Origin of the sequence: Aeromonas sp. FDAARGOS 1408, assembly GCF_019048665.1 — a bacterium.
GTDB lineage: Bacteria > Pseudomonadota > Gammaproteobacteria > Enterobacterales > Aeromonadaceae > Aeromonas > Aeromonas dhakensis.
On sequence record NZ_CP077394.1, the window covers coordinates 2,119,108 to 2,136,257 of the forward strand.

17 protein-coding genes, 1 tRNA gene and 1 pseudogene are annotated in these 17,150 nt (G+C 61.9%); 5 read left to right on the forward strand and 14 right to left on the reverse strand.

Going from position 1 to position 17,150, the window contains the following annotated elements; genetic code table 11:
• Positions 1-51: 51 nt before the first annotated feature.
• Entirely contained in the window at positions 52-393 is a 342-nt protein-coding gene (gene hypA / locus I6L38_RS09800) for a hydrogenase maturation nickel metallochaperone HypA (protein WP_201882755.1), read from the forward strand.
• Here the strand turns inward: hypA and I6L38_RS22625 are convergent.
• Positions 371-742, reverse strand: coding sequence for a hypothetical protein (locus tag I6L38_RS22625; protein WP_226013896.1), 372 nt, complete (start codon positions 740-742; stop codon positions 371-373). The genes hypA and I6L38_RS22625 overlap by 23 nt on opposite strands.
• On the opposite strand from I6L38_RS22625, the gene hypB reads away from it, so the two are divergent.
• A complete protein-coding gene (gene hypB, locus I6L38_RS09805; RefSeq protein ID WP_254204201.1) occupies positions 626-1,501 on the forward strand; it encodes a hydrogenase nickel incorporation protein HypB in 876 nt (291 codons plus the stop codon). The two genes, I6L38_RS22625 and hypB, sit on opposite strands and share 117 nt — an antisense overlap.
• A gap of 371 nt (positions 1,502-1,872) precedes the next feature.
• Here hypB and I6L38_RS09810 read toward each other — a convergent pair whose 3' ends face one another.
• The 11 genes from I6L38_RS09810 to hybO all read right to left on the reverse strand — a co-directional run bounded on the left by I6L38_RS09810 (position 1,873) and on the right by hybO (position 12,939).
• The gene (locus tag I6L38_RS09810; RefSeq protein ID WP_201882764.1) at positions 1,873-2,514 is read right to left on the reverse strand and encodes an ATP-binding cassette domain-containing protein; all 642 of its coding nucleotides are present in this window, start codon (positions 2,512-2,514) and stop codon (positions 1,873-1,875) included.
• Positions 2,514-3,302, reverse strand: coding sequence for an ATP-binding cassette domain-containing protein (locus I6L38_RS09815; protein WP_201882767.1), 789 nt, complete (start codon positions 3,300-3,302; stop codon positions 2,514-2,516). The genes I6L38_RS09810 and I6L38_RS09815 overlap by 1 nt, the downstream gene beginning before the upstream one ends.
• Positions 3,296-4,108, reverse strand: coding sequence for an ABC transporter permease (locus tag I6L38_RS09820; protein WP_124249902.1), 813 nt, complete (start codon positions 4,106-4,108; stop codon positions 3,296-3,298). Before I6L38_RS09820 ends, I6L38_RS09815 begins: the two co-directional genes overlap by 7 nt.
• Positions 4,098-5,075: an ABC transporter permease gene (locus I6L38_RS09825; protein WP_185450588.1), complete on the reverse strand. Its 978-nt coding sequence runs from the start codon at positions 5,073-5,075 to the stop codon at positions 4,098-4,100. Before I6L38_RS09825 ends, I6L38_RS09820 begins: the two co-directional genes overlap by 11 nt.
• A gap of 11 nt (positions 5,076-5,086) precedes the next feature.
• Positions 5,087-6,718, reverse strand: coding sequence for an ABC transporter substrate-binding protein (locus tag I6L38_RS09830; protein WP_216989496.1), 1,632 nt, complete (start codon positions 6,716-6,718; stop codon positions 5,087-5,089).
• Positions 6,719-6,825: 107 nt separating this feature from the next.
• On the reverse strand, positions 6,826-7,386 hold the full coding sequence (gene hybE / locus I6L38_RS09835; protein ID WP_126881655.1) for a hydrogenase-2 assembly chaperone: 561 nt from the start codon (positions 7,384-7,386) through the stop codon (positions 6,826-6,828).
• Complete coding sequence (locus I6L38_RS09840) at positions 7,368-7,898, reverse strand: HyaD/HybD family hydrogenase maturation endopeptidase (RefSeq protein ID WP_126881654.1); 531 nt, start codon at positions 7,896-7,898, stop codon at positions 7,368-7,370. Before I6L38_RS09840 ends, hybE begins: the two co-directional genes overlap by 19 nt.
• The gene (gene hybC, locus I6L38_RS09845; RefSeq protein ID WP_216989497.1) at positions 7,898-9,601 is read right to left on the reverse strand and encodes a hydrogenase 2 large subunit; all 1,704 of its coding nucleotides are present in this window, start codon (positions 9,599-9,601) and stop codon (positions 7,898-7,900) included. Before hybC ends, I6L38_RS09840 begins: the two co-directional genes overlap by 1 nt.
• Complete coding sequence (gene hybB, locus I6L38_RS09850; RefSeq protein ID WP_216989498.1) at positions 9,598-10,785, reverse strand: Ni/Fe-hydrogenase cytochrome b subunit; 1,188 nt, start codon at positions 10,783-10,785, stop codon at positions 9,598-9,600. The genes hybC and hybB overlap by 4 nt, the downstream gene beginning before the upstream one ends.
• Positions 10,778-11,803, reverse strand: a complete 1,026-nt coding sequence (gene hybA, locus I6L38_RS09855; RefSeq protein ID WP_216989499.1) for a hydrogenase 2 operon protein HybA — start codon at positions 11,801-11,803, stop codon at positions 10,778-10,780. Before hybA ends, hybB begins: the two co-directional genes overlap by 8 nt.
• A gap of 2 nt (positions 11,804-11,805) precedes the next feature.
• Positions 11,806-12,939, reverse strand: coding sequence for a hydrogenase 2 small subunit (hybO, locus tag I6L38_RS09860; RefSeq protein ID WP_216989500.1), 1,134 nt, complete (start codon positions 12,937-12,939; stop codon positions 11,806-11,808).
• A 1,050-nt stretch (positions 12,940-13,989) separates the two neighbouring features.
• Between hybO and alr the strand changes: the two genes are divergently transcribed.
• On the forward strand, positions 13,990-15,102 hold the full coding sequence (gene alr / locus I6L38_RS09865) for an alanine racemase (RefSeq protein WP_216989501.1): 1,113 nt from the start codon (positions 13,990-13,992) through the stop codon (positions 15,100-15,102).
• Positions 15,103-15,234: 132 nt separating this feature from the next.
• Here the strand turns inward: alr and I6L38_RS09870 are convergent, their stop codons facing one another.
• A complete protein-coding gene (locus I6L38_RS09870) occupies positions 15,235-16,086 on the reverse strand; it encodes an alpha/beta fold hydrolase (RefSeq protein WP_010633704.1) in 852 nt (283 codons plus the stop codon).
• A 52-nt stretch (positions 16,087-16,138) separates the two neighbouring features.
• On the opposite strand from I6L38_RS09870, the pseudogene I6L38_RS22720 reads away from it, so the two are divergent.
• Together I6L38_RS22720 and I6L38_RS09875 are read left to right on the forward strand one after the other, a co-directional pair.
• Positions 16,139-16,330, forward strand: a pseudogene (locus I6L38_RS22720) (TetR family transcriptional regulator); the annotation flags it as partial.
• A 3-nt stretch (positions 16,331-16,333) separates the two neighbouring features.
• Positions 16,334-16,747, forward strand: coding sequence for a TetR family transcriptional regulator C-terminal domain-containing protein (locus I6L38_RS09875; RefSeq protein ID WP_230599211.1), 414 nt, complete (start codon positions 16,334-16,336; stop codon positions 16,745-16,747).
• A 165-nt stretch (positions 16,748-16,912) separates the two neighbouring features.
• Here I6L38_RS09875 and I6L38_RS09880 read toward each other — a convergent pair.
• Positions 16,913-17,000, reverse strand: a tRNA-Ser gene (locus tag I6L38_RS09880).
• Positions 17,001-17,150 lie beyond the last annotated feature (150 nt).

The window sequence follows — 17,150 nt, forward strand, 5'->3', positions numbered from 1 at the left end:
CAATTTCAGGGAGGAGTCACTGCTTCTCCCCATATCGGTTAAGGAGCCACCATGCACGAAATGTCTCTGGCCATGGCCGCCATCGATCTGGCGGCCGAGCAGGCCACCCAGCGGGGCTTTACCAGGGTGACCGCCCTCTGGCTCGAGGTCGGCAGCTTCTCCTGCGTCGACCCGGACACCATTGCCTTCTGTTTTGAGGCCGCCGCCAAGGGCACCGCCGTCGAAGGGGCCCAGCTGCACTTTCAGCACCAGGCCGCAGAAGCCTGGTGTTACGACTGCAATCAGACGGTCACCCTCACCGAGCGCGGGCAGGCCTGCCTCGGGTGTGGCGGATACAAATTACGAGTCGCGCAAGGGAACAGCCTGCGCATCACCGACATCGAGGTAAGTTGATATGTGTAGCGTATGCGGATGCGGCCAGGCGCGGATCGCCGGCCATGAAGATGATCACGACCATGAACATGCTCATGAACACCACCATCATCATGAGCACGGCCATCATCATGCTCATGACGCCCATCACCATCATGACCACGAGCAGAGCACACCGCGCACCCTGATCATTCACCACCACTACCACCATCAGGGGGATGTCCATCACCACTACCACGGGGTACGGGCTCCCATGGGTCATGAGGGTCATGAGGGTCATGATCACCCCCACGACCATCATCATGATCATGCCCACTCTCATGACCACGGCCATTCCCACGCGCATCCCCATGATCACAGCCATGACCATGACCATGACCATGACCATGACCATGACCATGACCATGACCATGACCATGACCATCAGCAGGGTGATCTGCACTACGGCAAAGGGGAAGCGGGATTGTCGGTGCCCGGCATGGGGCAGCGCCAGCTGATCGCCATCGAGATGGACGTGCTGGCCAAAAACAACGCCTTGGCCGCCCACAACCGCGAGCACTTCGACGAAGCGGCCCAGCTGGTGCTCAATCTGGTGTCGAGCCCGGGTTCAGGCAAGACCACCTTGCTGTGCGAAACCTTGCGCCAGCTGGCTAACAAGCGCCCCTGCGCGGTGATCGAAGGGGATCAGCAGACCAGCGCTGATGCGGATCGCATCCGTGCCACCGGCGTGCCTGCCGTGCAGATCAACACCGGCAAGGGCTGCCATCTGGATGCCAAGATGGTTCACGATGCCTGCCACCAGTTGCCCGCCAATCAAGGGGGCATCCTCTTTATCGAGAACGTGGGCAACCTGGTCTGCCCCGCCAGCTTCGATCTCGGCGAGAAGTACAAGGTGGCGATCCTCTCCGTCACCGAAGGGGAAGAGAAGCCGCTGAAATACCCGGACATGTTTGCCGCCGCCCAGCTGATGGTGATCAACAAGATCGATCTGCTGCCCTACGTCAGCTTTGACGTGGCCCGCTGCATCGAGAACGCCAAACGGGTCAACCCCTATATTCAGGTGATCCAGGTCAGCGCCACCACGGGCGAAGGGATGGATGCCTGGCTCAACTGGCTGGCCAGTGCCTGAATCGGTTAAACGCCGCTGATAACGGTAGAAAACAAGAGAGGGAGGCTGATGCCTCCCTCTCTTTTATCTGTAGACCTTGCCGGCCGTGCTATCTGTCTCGAATGGCCAGCGTCCCACACTCGCGTCCCCTCACCCTAGCCCTCTCCCCAGGGAGAGGGAACCCATTTGTGGATGCTGCACTCCTCCCCTGTCTCAACAGGAAAAGGGGAGCCTGTTCATGGATGCAGGCAATATGCTCGAAGTACGCGCAGCCCCCGGAGAGTCTGCGAGCATAACAACCAGCATTGTGCCCCGCCAAGCTTGGGGAGAGGCACCTTCCGCTCCCTTCTCCCCTTGCGGGAGAAGGGCTGGGGATGAGGGGGACCTAACCCTCAAGCTGCACTTTCGGTCAGCTCCCCAGATTCGGGCTGCATCTCGCCAAAGCGCAGCACCCGATGGCAGATCTGGCGCAATAATGCCTGCTGGTGACTGAAGACAAGTATCCCAAGACCACGCTGCTCGCACTCCATCATCAACTCCCGCCAGAGCTGGCGCTGAATTTGCGGATCCAGCTGGGCGGTCACCTCGTCAGCAATCAGCAGACGGGTGCGGGGATCGAGGGCGCGCAGCAGCGCGATGCGGGCCAGCTCGCCGCCGGAGAGCTGACCGGGCTTGCGACCGAGCCACGCAGGTTTGACCATAAAGCGGGCCAGCATGGCGTCATCGGGGCGCCATACATCCCACAGTGCCTGCCCGGTGGTGCGATAGGGATTGAAGGTGAGCTCCGGGTGCTGGGGCACCAGCTGGATGGGGTTGTAGCCCTTCACCGGTTTGGCCAACGGCTGCCCATCCAGCAGGATCTGCCCACCCGCCCGAACCGGTTGCCAACTCGCCAATATCCGCCCCAGCGTGGTCTTGCCATAACCGCTCGGCGCAGAGATGCCGAGCCGCTCGCCCGCTTTCACCGTCAGCGATAACTCCTGCCAAAGAGGGCGTTCCCCCTGATCGATGGTGAGATTTCGTAGTTCCAACATCAGGAAACCTCCGGCGCAGAGAAAAGCGAATTGAACTCGGGCAACGCCTGCCAGTGGGCTCTGAGCATCTCGCTCCCCTGCCCCTGGCGCAAATGGTGGCAGCTCAGGGTATCGCTCACCTGCCCCTGATGCAGCGCGACGATGCGATCGGCAAAGCGGGCCGCCAGCGCCAAATCGTGGGTCACCCAGAGGATGCCGCTGCCCTGATTGGCCAATTCACGCAACTGGCTGAGCAGCTGGCAGGCCAGCCCCTCGTCGAGCCAGGCGGTGATCTCGTCCGCCAAAATGTAGCGGGCACCGCCGAGCGCCGCGGTGCAGGCCAGAATGCGCTTGGCCATGCCACCGGAGAGCTGGCGCGGGTATCTGTCCAGCGTGGTGGCGGGCAACTGGTAGCGCAGCAGTTGCTCGCCGAGCCGTTCGCGGGAACCGCTCTGACCGCAGAGGCGCGCCGCCCGGCCCAGCTGACGCTCCACCGTCAGCAACGGATTGAGGGCGCTCACCCCCTGTGGCACATAACAGAGGGTGTGGCCGCGCAGCCCGGCACGGCTGGCGTCGCACAGGGGCACGCCATCGAGGGAGATGGTACCGCGCATGCGCAGGTTGTCTGGCAGCAGGGTCAGGGCGCTTTGCAGCAGCAGGCTCTTGCCCTCGCCGCTCCCCCCCACCAGCGCGACGATTTCGCCGGGCGCCAGTTGCAAGCTGATATCGGTCAACAAAGGCTGCCAGCTGCGCCGCCCCAGCCAGGAGTAGTGGGCCGCCTCTATGGTCACCTGGTCGAAGCTCAGCATGATTCACCCCCAAACCAGAGTTGTTGCAGAGCCCGGGTAGCCTGATCAAACAGTAAAACCAAGGTCAGCAACATCAGCCCCGGGAAGAGGGCCAGCCACCAGCCACCACCGGCCAGATAACGCAAGGCATCGGCCAGCAGCAGGCCCAGCGAGGCCTCGTGGGCCGCCAGGCCAAAGCCGAGAAAGCTCAAGGCGGCGCTGTGCAACACCGCATGGGGAAACATCAGCAGGGTGCCGATAAACCACTGGGGCAACAGCCCCGGCAGCAGGTGGGTGCGCCAGCGGCGCAGCGCCCCCATCCCCTGACAGCGGGCCAGCACCACATAGTCACTGCTGGCGATCCGCCGCGCCTCGGCGCAGAGAATGAGCGCCAGCTTGGGCCAGTGGGTGAGCGCCACCGCCAGGATCACCCCGCGCATGCCACCCCCCACGGTAAAGCAGATCAGGATCAACAGCAGCATATGGGGCAGCGCCAGCATGGCGTCGATCACCAGCCGCACCGCCGCATCACACCTGGGATGGATAAGCGACACGCTCGCCGCCACCATGGCCAGCAGACCGCTGCACAGGGCCGTGCTGATCCCCAGCTCCAGACTGGTGAGGGTACCCTGAAAGGCGCGTTGCCAGAGATCCCTCCCCATCTGGTCGGTACCGAACCAGTGGGTCAGCGAGGGGGGCTGCTGGCGCGCCAGCAGATCCATCGGCACATCCTGATGAGAGAGGCTCCAGCCGTAGCTGGCCAGCAGCAGCAGGCAGATCAGCGCAAAGCCCAGCCGCAGTATGGAGGGAAGCGGATTAAACAGCATGCACACCCTCCCAACCGCGGTTGATGCGCGCCAGCAGCAAACTGGCCACCGTGTTGCCAATAAAGACCAGCAGGGTGCAGAAGAGCACGATTCCCATCAGCAAGGGGATGTCTCCGCGCAGTCCCGCATCCACGGTGGCCTGACCGAGCCCCGGGTAGGAGAAGACCTTCTCGGCTAACAGCGATCCGCCAATCAGCTCACCGAGGGAGGCAAACTGCAGACAGATGGCCGGGGTCAGGGCGTGGCGCAGCACGTGAAAGCGCAGCATGGGCCAGCCGCCATCCCCCTGGGCGCGGGCGTAGCGAATAAAATCGCTCGCCAGCACCTCGGCCACCCGCCCCCGGGTATGCAGGGCGATATTGCCAAGCCCCAGCAGCGCCAGGGTGGTCACCGGCAGCAACAGATGACGCGCTCGCATAGCCCAATCTGCCTCATCGGCAGAGAGGCCCGGTGTCCAGGCGCAGCAGACCGGAAGCCAAGGCCAGTGCACCGCAAACAGGGCGAGCAGCAACAGGCCAACCCAGAAGGTGGGCAAGGAGGCGAGCAGGTAGGCAAAGCGGCAAATCAGGCGATCGGGCCAGCGATTGAGATAACGACCGGCGCAGAGGCCCAGCACAATGCCGAAAAAGCCAGAGAGCAGCCAAGCACCCGCCAGCAGCAGGAAGGAGGCAGCAAAGCGCTGGCCTATTACCTCACCCACAGGCGCGTTGTAGAGCATGGAGTAACCGAGATCCCCCCGCAGCACCTGGCTGAACCAGTGCCAGTAGCGCAGCCAGAGCGGCTGATCCAGCCCCCAGCGGGCGGCGATCCGGGCGTATTGCTCGGGCGGCACATGGAGCAGATCATTGCCGATATAGGCCTTGATGGGGTCGATGGGGGAGTAACTCAGCAGCACAAAGGTGGCGACCGAGACCAGACAGAGCAGCCCTGCCAGACGCAGCAGGGCTTTCAGAGTGGCAGTCATCATGGTGGACGAACTTAACGGCACGTCCACCGCCAATCCTGCAGGTTGTTGAGCAAAGACCAGCTACCGTGGATCTCCGGCGCCCCCTTGCCAAGATCGATGCAACGGTTGGCGAGATAGGTGTGCTGCACATTGAGCAGCCAGGCCCAGGCGGCATCTCCCTGCACCCCGGCGCCACGCTTGCCATCCCACTCCACCAGCTGCCAGAACGGTACGGCCGCCTGCCAGTTCGGGGCATCCAGCGCCTGCTTGAGGTGCGCATCCACCACCGGATTCTGGTAATAGCCTGGGTTGTAGAACTCCACACCGGCGGAACCGCTCTGGTAGTGGTGATAGAGCTCCATGGGATCCAGACTCCCCCACCCCATCAGCACCGGATTGGCGTGCATCTCCCGCTCCACCTGCTCCCAGCTGCCGGACTTGAGGCTCACCTCAAGGCCGATGGGTTTGAGCATGGCCCGCACCGCTTCCGCCAGATCCCGGCGGGTGCTGTCACCGCTGGTGTACCAGAGGGTAAAGGCGGCGCGCAGGTCGCCTTTGTGGCGAATGCCGTCACTGCCCATCTTCCAACCCGCCTCGTCGAGCAGGGCGTTGGCGTGGGCCGCATCCCCGTCCTTGAAAGCGGTGGCTTTATTCAGCCAGGGCAAGCCCTCTACCGCGCTGTAGGCGGGAATGGCGTGCCCCTCCAGCAGCTGGTCGGCCAGCAGCTGGCGGTCGATGGCGTAATTGATGGCGCGGCGCACCGCCACGTCCGAGGTCACGTCGTTGCCGATGGGATAACCCTTGGCATCCTTGCCACCCGCTGGCGGAATGGGGAAGACGATGCCGCGGTTCTCGACACTCGGCCGCACCCACAGCTTGAGGGAGGCAGGGACTGTGGGCGCCAGCGACGGGGCAATGCGCACCAGGTCAAGCTGGCTGCTCTGGGCGGCGGCGTAGGCGCTCTCTTCATCGATAAAGACAAAGACCAGCCGTTTGAAGTCATTGTTGCCGCCGGCGTAATAGGGGTTCGCCTCTACCACCAGCTGTTGACCGGGCAGGAAGCTCACCAGCCGGTAGGGGCCGGCACCGACGGGATGGCGAGCGTAAGCTTTTGCGTCGTAATCCCGTTTCGACACGATGCCGAGCGATCCCAGCACGTTGACGAAGGTGCTCTGTGGGGCGCTTAAAGCAATCTCCACCTGGGTGGGCGACACCACCTTGGCCGAGACAAAGTTGCCCATGTCGATCTTGCCGCCGCCCTGGGCTGCGCTGTTGTAGGTAAAGGCGACGTCTTCGGCGGTGAGCGGCGCGCCGTTGGAGAACTTCAGATCCGGCTTGAGGCGGATAAGCCACCCCTTGCCATCCTGGTTCGGGGTCACCGCTTGGGTGAGCACGTTTTGCCAGCTGAGGTCGGCGTTTTGTTTGAGCAGCGGGCTGTGCAGCAGCAGGTAGCTGCCGTGGCTCCAGCCGAGCAGCGGGTCGAACCCTTCGGTGGGCTCACTGCCGATGGCGAGCTTGAGTTCGGCGGGGACGGGCTGGGCAGCCAGCGCCATGGAAGAGAAACCGCCCGAGAGCAGGGCCAGCAAGGCGGCTGCCGTGACAGAGAGGCCTTTGCGGCGGCCGGCGTTGCTGCCTGAGTGGCAGCCAAAGCATTGAATGGTCATAAGATCCCTTGTTCGTTTTACCACTCACTACCCAAAAAACAGGGGCACGACAGAAGCGAGTGAGGGGCCAAAACGGCCCCTATTCTAAACCTGATTGCAGATGAGACCTAGCGCTGGGTGTCGCCCAGAGCGTCACCGCGCCGGCCGCTGAACAGGCGGCGCCGGCTCAAGTTCACGCCGCCCTCCCCCTGCTGCACCGGAAGCGAAAGCAACATCTTGAGGGTGCTGCTCACCAACGCGCGCCCCTCGTCGGCCCCCAGGTGCGGGTCGAGGGGGGACATGAGCGAGCAGGCCAGCAACTGTCCCGTCTCGGGCAATGCCCCCACCATAAAGGTCAGGTTGCCGCAGGGGAGCTGCAGGGCGAGCCGATGGCTGCTGCCGCGCACCGGCCAGAGCTGATCCGGTCCCGGCAGCACCACCAGGCTCAGCATCCAGGGGGTGAGCACGCAGCCGAGCCACTGCCCTTCAAACAGGGTGCACTCGGCGACTATGGGCATGGCCGGGTGGTAGAACGGCAGCGCCTGCATCTCTTCGCGAGCGATCCGCTCATACTGAGCCACCAGCAGAGGCGCGGGATTCGCGGCAAAACCGGCAAACTCCTGCGCCGACTCTGTCGCGGCTTCGTTCACTGTCTTGTTCACTACCTCATTCACAATGGATTGCGCCATACGCCCTCCCGCGCTCGCTCGGCCTTCTCCTGCTCGGAGAGCGGGATGGCCGGAGCACCCAGACTGGCCAGCAGAGTCAAAATCCGATCCGTCGCCTCCCCCAGCGCCGCCGCCACCACGGGGGTGAGGCCGATTCGGGGCTCGAGGGATTCGGGCTCGACCCCGATCAGAGTGAGCCGCCTGGGGGATTCCCCCGTCATGTGCAGCGCCGAGAGCACGTCCGCCAGCCCCAGCTGATGGGGGGAGATCTTGCGACCAAACAGGGTCGGGATCTCCTCATCCTTCAGGGTCACCACGGTACCTGGCGGGTTGCCGCTGCGCACTGCGTCCGCCAGTATGATGTGGTCGCGACTGGCCATCGCTTCGAGCAGCTCCATGCCGGCGGTGCCGCCATCGAGCAGCTCGATGCCGGGGGCGAAGCGGTAGTCGTGCTCCAGTCCCTCGACGATGCGCACGCCGACGGCCTCATCGCTCAACAGCAGGTTGCCCACGCCCAGGATCAGGGTGTTCATCACAGCACCTTCACCTGAGTCACATCGCCGCTTTGGGTATCCACCACGTGCACCGCGCAGGACATGCAGGGGTCGAACGAGTGAATGGTACGCACCACCTCCAGCGGTTTGGCGGGGTCGGCCACCGGGGTGCCCACCAGGGATTGCTCGTAGGGGCCGGGTTCATCGTTGAAGTTGCGCGGGCCCGAGTTCCAGGTCGACGGCACCACCGCCTGATAGTTCTCGATCTTGCCGCCCTTGATGACTACCCAGTGGGAGAGCATGCCGCGCGGCGCCTCCTCAAAGCCCACCCCGCGAAACTCCTTGTCCGCCGGGATCTCGGTCTTGATGTATGCGCTGACATCCCCCTTGCCGATGTTGTCCACCAGCGCCTTCCACTGATGAGACAAGGTGTCTTTGAGCACACAGCAGCGCACCGCCCGGCCTATGATGCGGCCCAGGGTGGAGTGCAGTTGTTCGGTCCTGATGGCCGAACCGGTCAGCGCCTTGTAGAGGCCGTTCAGCTGATCGAAGTGCGCCACCGTCTCCGGGTGCTTGGCGGCGAGCTTGACCAGGAGGTCTGCGAGCGGCCCCACCTCCACCACCTTGCCGTAGAAGGTGGGGGATTTGACCCAGGAGTACTTGCCGTCATCCTGCCAGCCGGTGTAGTTCGGCTCGGTCTTGCCCTCCCAGGGCTTGAGAGGTTCGTCATCCTTGTACCAGGCGTGCTTGTTGCTCTCGGCGATGCCGTCCATCAGCCAGGCATCCTGGTGACTCTCGATGGGGCGATAGCCGGCCAGATCGCCATTCTCTATATAGCCACCCGGCATCAGGAAGCTGCCGCCGTCACCGTCGGTGGGCAGCTCAGGCACGCTCAGGTAGTGCTTGGCCCCCTGCCCCAGGTTCAGCCACTCGGGGTAGTGAGCGGCTATGATGGCGGCATCCACCTTGTAGACCTGCTCGATAAACTCGCCGAGCCGGTCGATAAAGCTCTTCACGTAGAGCAGCCGCTCCAGGTTGAGCACGCTCGGTGCATCCAGATTGATGGGGTTGGCCACCCCGCCCACCGCCAGGTTCTGGATGTGGGGAGTCTTGCCGCCGAGGATGGCGACGATGCGGTTGGCATCGCGCTGGCACTCCAGTGCCTGCAGATAGTGGGCCACGGCGATGAGGTTTACCTCCGGGCTCAGTTTCATCGCCTTGTGGCCCCAGTAGCCGTTGGCGAAGATGCCGAGCTGGCCGCTCGCCACCAGGGCGCGGATCTTCTCCTGCACCTTGGTCAGCTCATCGGCACTGTTGAGGGACCAGGTCGATACCCCCTTGAGCAGGTCGGCCGCTTTTTGCGGATTGGCCTGCAGTGCGGCGGTGATGTCCACCCAGTCCAGCGCGGAGAGCTGGTAGAAGTGGACGATGTGATCGTGGATGTTGTGGGCCGCAATGATCAGGTTGCGGATGTACTGGGCGTTGACCGGCACCTTGGCGCCGATGGCGTTCTCCACCGCCCGCACCGAAGCGATGGCGTGAATGGAGGTGCAGACCCCGCAGATGCGCTGCACTATCATCCAGGCATCGCGCGGGTCGTTGCCCTTGACGATCTCCTCCATCCCGCGCCACATGGTGCCGGACGACCAGGCCTTGGTGACGACGCCGCCTTCGATTTCACAGTCGATACGCAGGTGACCCTCGATGCGGGTGATGGGGTCTATGGTGATACGTTGGCTCATACGTTGGCTTTCCCTCGGGCCTGATAATCTTGGTGAACACGTTCAAGTGATGGCAGTACCGGCAAGAGCCGGATCAGCAGCAAATAGGCACACACCTCGATGGCGACGAAGCCCAGGGAGATCAGCACTTCCGCCGCGGAGGGGAAGTAGTGGTAGCCATTGCCGGGGTTGAAGGCGAGCAGGGAGTAGTCCAGTCGCCAGAGGGCGGCGCCCAGCAGCATGCTGAGGGCCCCCAGGAACAACATGCGCGAATCGCGGCGGCTCTTGTCCCAGTGGAACACCAGCAGCGGGAAGATCATCAGCGCGATCTCGCTCCAGAACATCAAGGCGTAGCGATTCCACTCGGAGAGGTACTCCGACTTGTCGTTGATGACGATCTCGGCAAAGCGCAGCGCCACGAACAGGATCAGGAAGATGTCGATCACCTGGGTCAGTTTGTAGAACAGCGACTTCTCGTTGGGGCCGCGCCCCGCCAGTCCCGCCTGCACCAGGGAGCCTTCAAACACCACGATGGAGAAGCCCATGATGAAGGCGGTCAGAAGCGAAAAGACCGGCAGCAGCTCGTAGCTTTGCCAGAGCGGATGGATCTTCTGCCCCGCCACTATCATCAGGGACCCCATGGAGGATTGGTGCATGGTGGGCAGCAGGGCCCCCAGTGCCAGGATGAAGAACATGATCTTGTTGAGCCGCGCCATGGAGGCCTTCCAGCCGAACTTCTCCAAGAGCACGGGGGCAAACTCCAGCGCCATCACCCCGATGTAGATGGTCATGCAGACCGCCGTCTCGAACAGCACCGAGGAGGTGTTGAAGAAACCCGGAATGTAGAAGTAGGGCAGGTTCCAGTAACGGCCGACGTCAATGGTGATGGAGAGGCCGCCCAGCGAATAGCCGAACAGGCTCGCCAGCAGGGCCGGTCGCACCAGGGGGTGATACTCGCCCCGGTTGAAGACGTAGACCGCCCAGGCCAGCGCCCAGCCACCGCAGGCGAAACCTGTGCCGATCAAAAGGTCAAAGGAGATCCAGAGCCCCCAGGGGTAGCCGCCGTTCAGATCGGTGACCGAGCCCAGCCCGAAGATGAGGCGCTTGAGGATCAGCATGCCGCACAGGATGACGAACGGCGCCAGCACCATGACCGGCCAACTGACCAGCCTGCCTCCCAGCGGGTGTGCCTTGTGATTACTCATGGGTTTTGCCTCCCGATTGCTTGTCATGGCCCGCGTGCGAGTCATGATCGTCGCCATCCTGATGGTCCTTGGTGTTGCGGCGAATGAGCACCGAGAGCCCGGTCAGCACCACCAGCGGCAGCACCATCCCCTTGTAGAGGGTGTGCTGGATGTGCTCGGAGCGTGCCCCGGAGGAGAGCTCCGGCAAGTCAGGCATGTCGAGCTTGCTGTAGGGCACCCCGGCCAGCACCAGCACCTGGGTACCGCCCCCCTCCTTCTCGCCATAGACGTAAGGCTGGTAGTTGGGCACTTCATGCAGGTAGGGGTCGTTGGCGCTGAAGGTCTGGCGCGGGTAGGCATATTCGCTGCCCGGGGTGGCCAGCAGCCGGCGCTTGGCCTCGGCCATCAGCGCCTCACGGGTGCCGAAGATGACGGCGCCGGTGGGGCACACCTCGACGCAGCCGGGCAGCTTGCCCTGATCGATGCGCTCAAGCCCCTTCTGGTTGCAGAGCTCGCACTTGTGGATCGCCCCGAACGGGTTGTCGTAGTCATATTTGGGCACGTCGAACGGGCAGCCCACCATGCAGTAGCGGCAGCCGGTGCAGACGTCCGGGTCGTAATGGACGATGCCGGTCTTGGGATCCTTGGTCAGCGCCTGCACCGGGCAGACGGAGACGCAGTTGGGATCGACACAGTGCATGCACTGCTTCTTGATGTAGGCATAGCCATCCACCAGCTGATCCTTGTGCTCACCCGTGCCGCTCTTCCACACCTGAATGATGTTGTTGGTGTAGGGGCTCAGCTTGTCGTTGTTGGACCAGGTCGCTTCCCCGGCCGGATTGACCGGGTTGCCGTTGAGGCGCTGACACTCCGCCACACAGGCCTGACAGCCGATGCAGAGGGTGGAGTCGTAGAGCATACCGAGCGCGCCGGGAATGGGCGGCTTGTTCTGTGCCGCTGCTAGGGCAGTGCCGGAGACGGTGGTGCCCGCCGCCAGCGCACCGACGGAGGCGAATTTGAGGAAGTTGCGTCTGTTCACGGTCACTCCTCCCGTGAGGTGTGCTGTCCGGCTTCATGGCGCTTCTGCTGGCGACCGAGCTCGCGCACCGTCATCAGACTCACCCCGACCAGCACCCCGAGCGCCCCACCGATAAGGCCGGTGGCGGTGGGCGACATGTGTCCTCCCTCCTGGATGGCCACGTCGGGCTTGTTCACCCGCGGGGTGGGATTCTCCACCTTGGCGAGCTGGAAGAGCCCCTTGCTGAACCCCACGCCCTGCTCGTTGCAGCCGTAGCAGGGATGGCCTATGCCCACCGGCCAGATGCCGCCCCCCACGTCGCAGAACTCCAGGGTCGAGCAGTTGCCGTAGGTCTCCGGCCCCTTGCAGCCCAGGTGATAGAGGCACCAGCCCTGACGGTGGCCCTCGTCGCCAAACTCCTTGGCGAAGCGACCGGCGTCGAAGTGCGGGCGACGCTCGCAGTTTTCGTGGATGAGCCGCTCATAGGCAAACAGCGGCCGCTTTTTGGCATCGAGCACCGGCAGCTTGCCGTAGGTGATGTAGTAGGCGACCGTGGTGAGGAAGTTGTGGGGGTTGGGCGGGCAGCCCGGGATATTGATAATAGGCGTGCCGAGGTTGCCGAGGGCCTCTTCCAGGCTGACGGCGCCAGTCGGGTTACCGCCGCTGGCGGGCACTCCGCCCCAGGCGGCGCAGGAGCCGATGGCGATGACGGCAGCCGCATCGGCAGCCGCGCGGCGAATATGGTCGACGATGGGCTCACCGGCCACCATGCAGTAGATGCCACCATCTTTGAGCGGGATGGAGCCGTCCACCACCAGCACATACTTGCCCTTGTAACGTTCCATGGCGTTGTGCTTGTTCTCTTCAGCCTGATGACCAAAGGCCGCCGAGAGCACCTCGTGGTACTCCAGCGAAATGGTGTTGAGGATCAGGTTTTCGATGGTGGGGTGGGTGGCGCGTAGCAGCGACTCGGTGCAACCAGTACACTCCTGCGCCCCTATCCAGATCACCGGTGGCCGCTCGGGGCTGGTGAGCGCGGTAGCCATCTTGGCCACGGCGTGTTGGCTTAATCCAAGGGTTGCGGCCATCCCGGCGCACAATTTCATAAAGTCACGGCGATTAATTCCATGAGCCGATAAAAAAGTATCCTCGACCATTCTTTTTATTCCCGTAGTGAGCACTTGTTTGATAAATGCTTAATAGCGGAAATGCTAAGTACTCCCCCCCGGCATTGTGTTGATCTCCATCAAGTGGCGGGGCATTACTCAAATAGAAAACTCATCACAATTAATTTAAAAACTTCATATACAGCATAGACTTACAAAACCCTTGCGAAGAGATAAAAATACCCACTAGGGGGTATTTTTATGCTTGACTGAATTAACTTCATTTAAATTACCCGTTAATTCGTGATGTTAAATAATCAGAATGAAAGCGTTGTCACACTATTTGATAGGGTCTTTATGTTACCAGCCATAGGCTATTTTACCTCGCCAAAAGTGGTTGATAATATATAACTTTATATTTGTATGAGTATATGTAAACAAGTGAAATGGACGCGCGAACGATATTTATTATCAGCTTTTAAGAAATAACTCGCCCTGCTGTTCAAGGCTGATCTTCGCCGCTTGATTAATTAACCGGCCCACATCCATGCTTCACCACCCCTGGCCACGGATGATCTGCCTCCCCCGGCCGCGTGCGCCACCAAACCGGCCACCAGCCTTCTTGGTGGCGTACACCACTCACCGGCTCAATAAGCATCCGGCAGTCCCACCTTCATCCTCCATGGATCTGGCAGCCTGCTTTTCTCCTCTACCATGCGCCTACCCGCACCTTGGCCAAGGGTCGGCAACCTCCCCTGCGCGCAGCCGGTGCAAAAAACCGCCAGCAATGTGCGAAAAAGGCGCGATCTCCCTCCCGTTTGAAGGGGCAAAACCAGTGATAAATATTGCCCGATAGGGAGCCAGAGAAAGCGTCGGCAGGCGAATTTATACAGAGTAATATCCCGTATTTTGCCCATTTTCACATTCCCATTCGCCACATAATTTACCAACCAAAAAACAACTGATAACATCTTTTCACAATTTAAAGCATATAAAACAACATGGTTCGGTGACCCCCCGTTTGCCCGTCGCAGCCGCCGGGATCACCGGATCAGGATTGAGACCAGCAGCCAACTTCTCATCGAGCAGACACCCGACCCCATGATGAACACAGTTACGGCCAGCATCGATCTCGATGCACTCCAGCACAATTTCGCCGTGGCACGCCACCACGCCCCCCATAGCAAGATCATCGCGGTACTCAAGGCCAATGCCTATGGTCACGGGCTGCTGCCGGTGGCCCATGCCCTCGCCCAGGCCGATGCCTATGCCGTGGCCAGGGTCGAGGAGGCGCTGGTGCTGCGTGCCAACGCCATCACCAAGCCCATTCTGGTGCTGGGGGGCTTCTTCAGTGCCGAGGCGCTGCCGCTGCTGGCCAAACACGATCTGCAGACCACCCTGCATACCTGGGAGCAGTTGGCGCTGCTCGAACAGACCACTCTGCCCGCCCCCATCAAGGTGTGGCTCAAGCTCGATACCGGGATGAACCGGCTCGGCCTGCGCGCCGAGGAGCTGCCCGCCTTTATCGAGCGGCTGAGTCATTGCCACAACGTAGTGCAACCGTTCCAGCTGATGACCCACTTCAGCCAGTCCGATGAGCAGGATACCCAGGCCACTCTGCTGCAGATCGAGGAGTTCAACCGCCTCTCTGCCCATCTGTCGGGCGAGCGGGCCATGGCCAACTCCGCCGGCATCCTCGCCTGGCCGGCCTCGCGCAGTGACTGGATCCGCCCTGGCCTCATGCTCTACGGCGCCTCCCCCTTTACCGGCCAGCTCGCCGCCGACCACGACCTGCGTCCGGTCATGACCCTCAAGAGCCAGCTCATCGCCACCCGCGCCTGCCTGCAGGGCGAGGCAGTCGGCTATGGGGGTCACTGGGTGGCGAATCGGGACACCACCCTCGGCGTGGTGGCGGCGGGATATGGCGATGGCTACCCGCGCATGGCTCCCGAAGGGACCCCCATGCTGATCAATGGCCGTCGGGTGCCCATCGTGGGTCGGGTCTCCATGGACATGATCACCGTCGATCTGGGCCCGGCGGCCAGCGACAAAGTGGGGGACGAGGTGACACTGTGGGGGGAAGGACTGCCAGTGGAGCAGGTGGCCGAGAAGATAGGCACCATCCCCTACGAGCTGCTCACCCGCCTGACCAGCCGGGTGCATCTCGCGCATTGCGACAGCCGCGAACAGATGCCGATGTTGAAGCTGGCCTGAGCAATCAGGCTGAGGGCGGCCACCGCGAGGTGACAAACCGGCCCCTGATAAACAAAAGGCCCCGTCTTGCGACGGGGCCTTTGCCTGATGGGGAATTCAGGAGCAAGGTGCCACGACCTTATCCGCATGGACTCAGCGAATCCCCTCCAATGACTTGAACCAGGCGAGGCTGGCCTGCCACAGGGGCGTGGCAGACTTGCGAAAATAGCCCATATGGCCGATTGCTCCATCCAAAGTATGAGGAAAGAGATCAACACGCGTCACGGGAGCATTACTGTAGTGCTTCATGAAGGCGTCGCGTGATGCGGGCATCGCCCAGCGATCGTCCAGCGCATTGGCCGCCACAATGGGAGTCTGGACGCTTTGGTAAGCACGCTCGATGCCACGCATCGCCGGGTCGTCAAAGAAATAGTGACGAAAACGGCACCAGTACCGCCATTGTACAAAGGCGCCTTTTGGCAAATCTTCTCCCATGCCCAGCAGGCTCCACGCGCAATAGCCTTTCCACCAGGTCAGCAGCGGCAGCACTGTGTTCCACATGGTGAGCACCTTGAGCTGCTCGCTGAAGGGCATATAGCCGTGCCACCCGGCCCCGGTGCCGAAGACATAGAGCCCGGAGACTTTCCGATGATTGGGGAGCAGGCCGAAGGCGTGCCCACCATAGGAATGGCCGATGACGAACAGGGGGAGATCGTCCCCGCTCATGGTTTCCACTGCGGCGGCCAGATCGCGCCTTCCCCAATCGAGCAAATCCATCTCGAAGCCTTTGAGTGACGCGGGTTTTGACGCGCCTATGCCCCGGTAGTCAAAAGTCAGGGTGGTAAACCCTTGCTCACTGGCGAACTCGGCAAAGCGACGATAGAAGCCCTGCGGCACGCCAGTAGCCCCCGCGACGATGATCTTGCCCTGCACCTGCCCTGTTGCCGGGTACAGTTGCCCCTGGATCAGATAGTCATCGTCGGTGTGAAACGAGATAGCAGCCATATTCCTCCCTGAAGTATGACGATTGTCATAGTCATGCTCCGAACGCTATACTATGACACTCGTCATAGCAAGAGGGTGCAGCGTGAAAGAGTGCACATCGACCGGGCGTCAACGGGTGATTGAGGCCGCTGCCGCCATGCTGGCACGGCATGGTTTGAGAGGGATCAGCATCCGTGAAGTGAGCAAGTTCGCCGATGCACCCCTGGGTTCCACGTATCATCATTTTCCCAGCGGCAAGAATCAGATAGTGACGGAGGCAATACACTGGGCCGGCGCCCAGGCATCCGAGCAACTGCAGCGCTGCCTGCAGGCCGATGCCTGGCAGGGTCTCGGTCTGTTTGTATCCCACTGGCGTGAGCGGTTGACGCAATCTCACTTTCGCGCGGGGTGCCCGATCGTGGCAGCGGCCATCGAAGCGCAGCATGAAGAGGATGGGGAGCCAATCAAGGAGGCGGTGGCCCAGGTCTTTGGCCACTGGCAACAGCTGATTGCCGATCACCTGATGGCACAGGGGCAGGCCGACGCCTCTGCCAGAGCCTGTGCGCTGGGGATCATCGCCAGCATAGAGGGCGCCATCGTGTTGTGCCGTGCCCATCAAAGCAGCGAGCCCCTGGATGCGGTATTGGCATGCTTACCCAGATTGATGGGCACCGCCGAGTGATGGCACGCCTTGGCACACAATAACGGGGCTATAGAGCACGGAGCAGCCCGGATACATGTCCGGCGGGGAAATCACTGCCCCTCGTTCCCAGGGGGATGATGCCGAGAGATTCATGACTAAATAAAACAAAAGGCCCCGTCTTGCGACGGGGCCTTTTGTTTTATTTGGCGGTGAGGGAGGGATTCGAACCCTCGATACGTTGCCGTATACACACTTTCCAGGCGTGCTCCTTCAGCCACTCGGACACCTCACCAAATTTTTACTTCTTGAAGTGGCTTTCGGAGCACGCTGCGCGTGCATCTTGCCGACTTCGTCGGTGAGCAGCCTCTCGGTCACCTCACCAAATTTTGGTCTGTTGTTTAATGTGCTCAGCCAGCACCTCGTTCGTTGCGCCGTTGCGCTG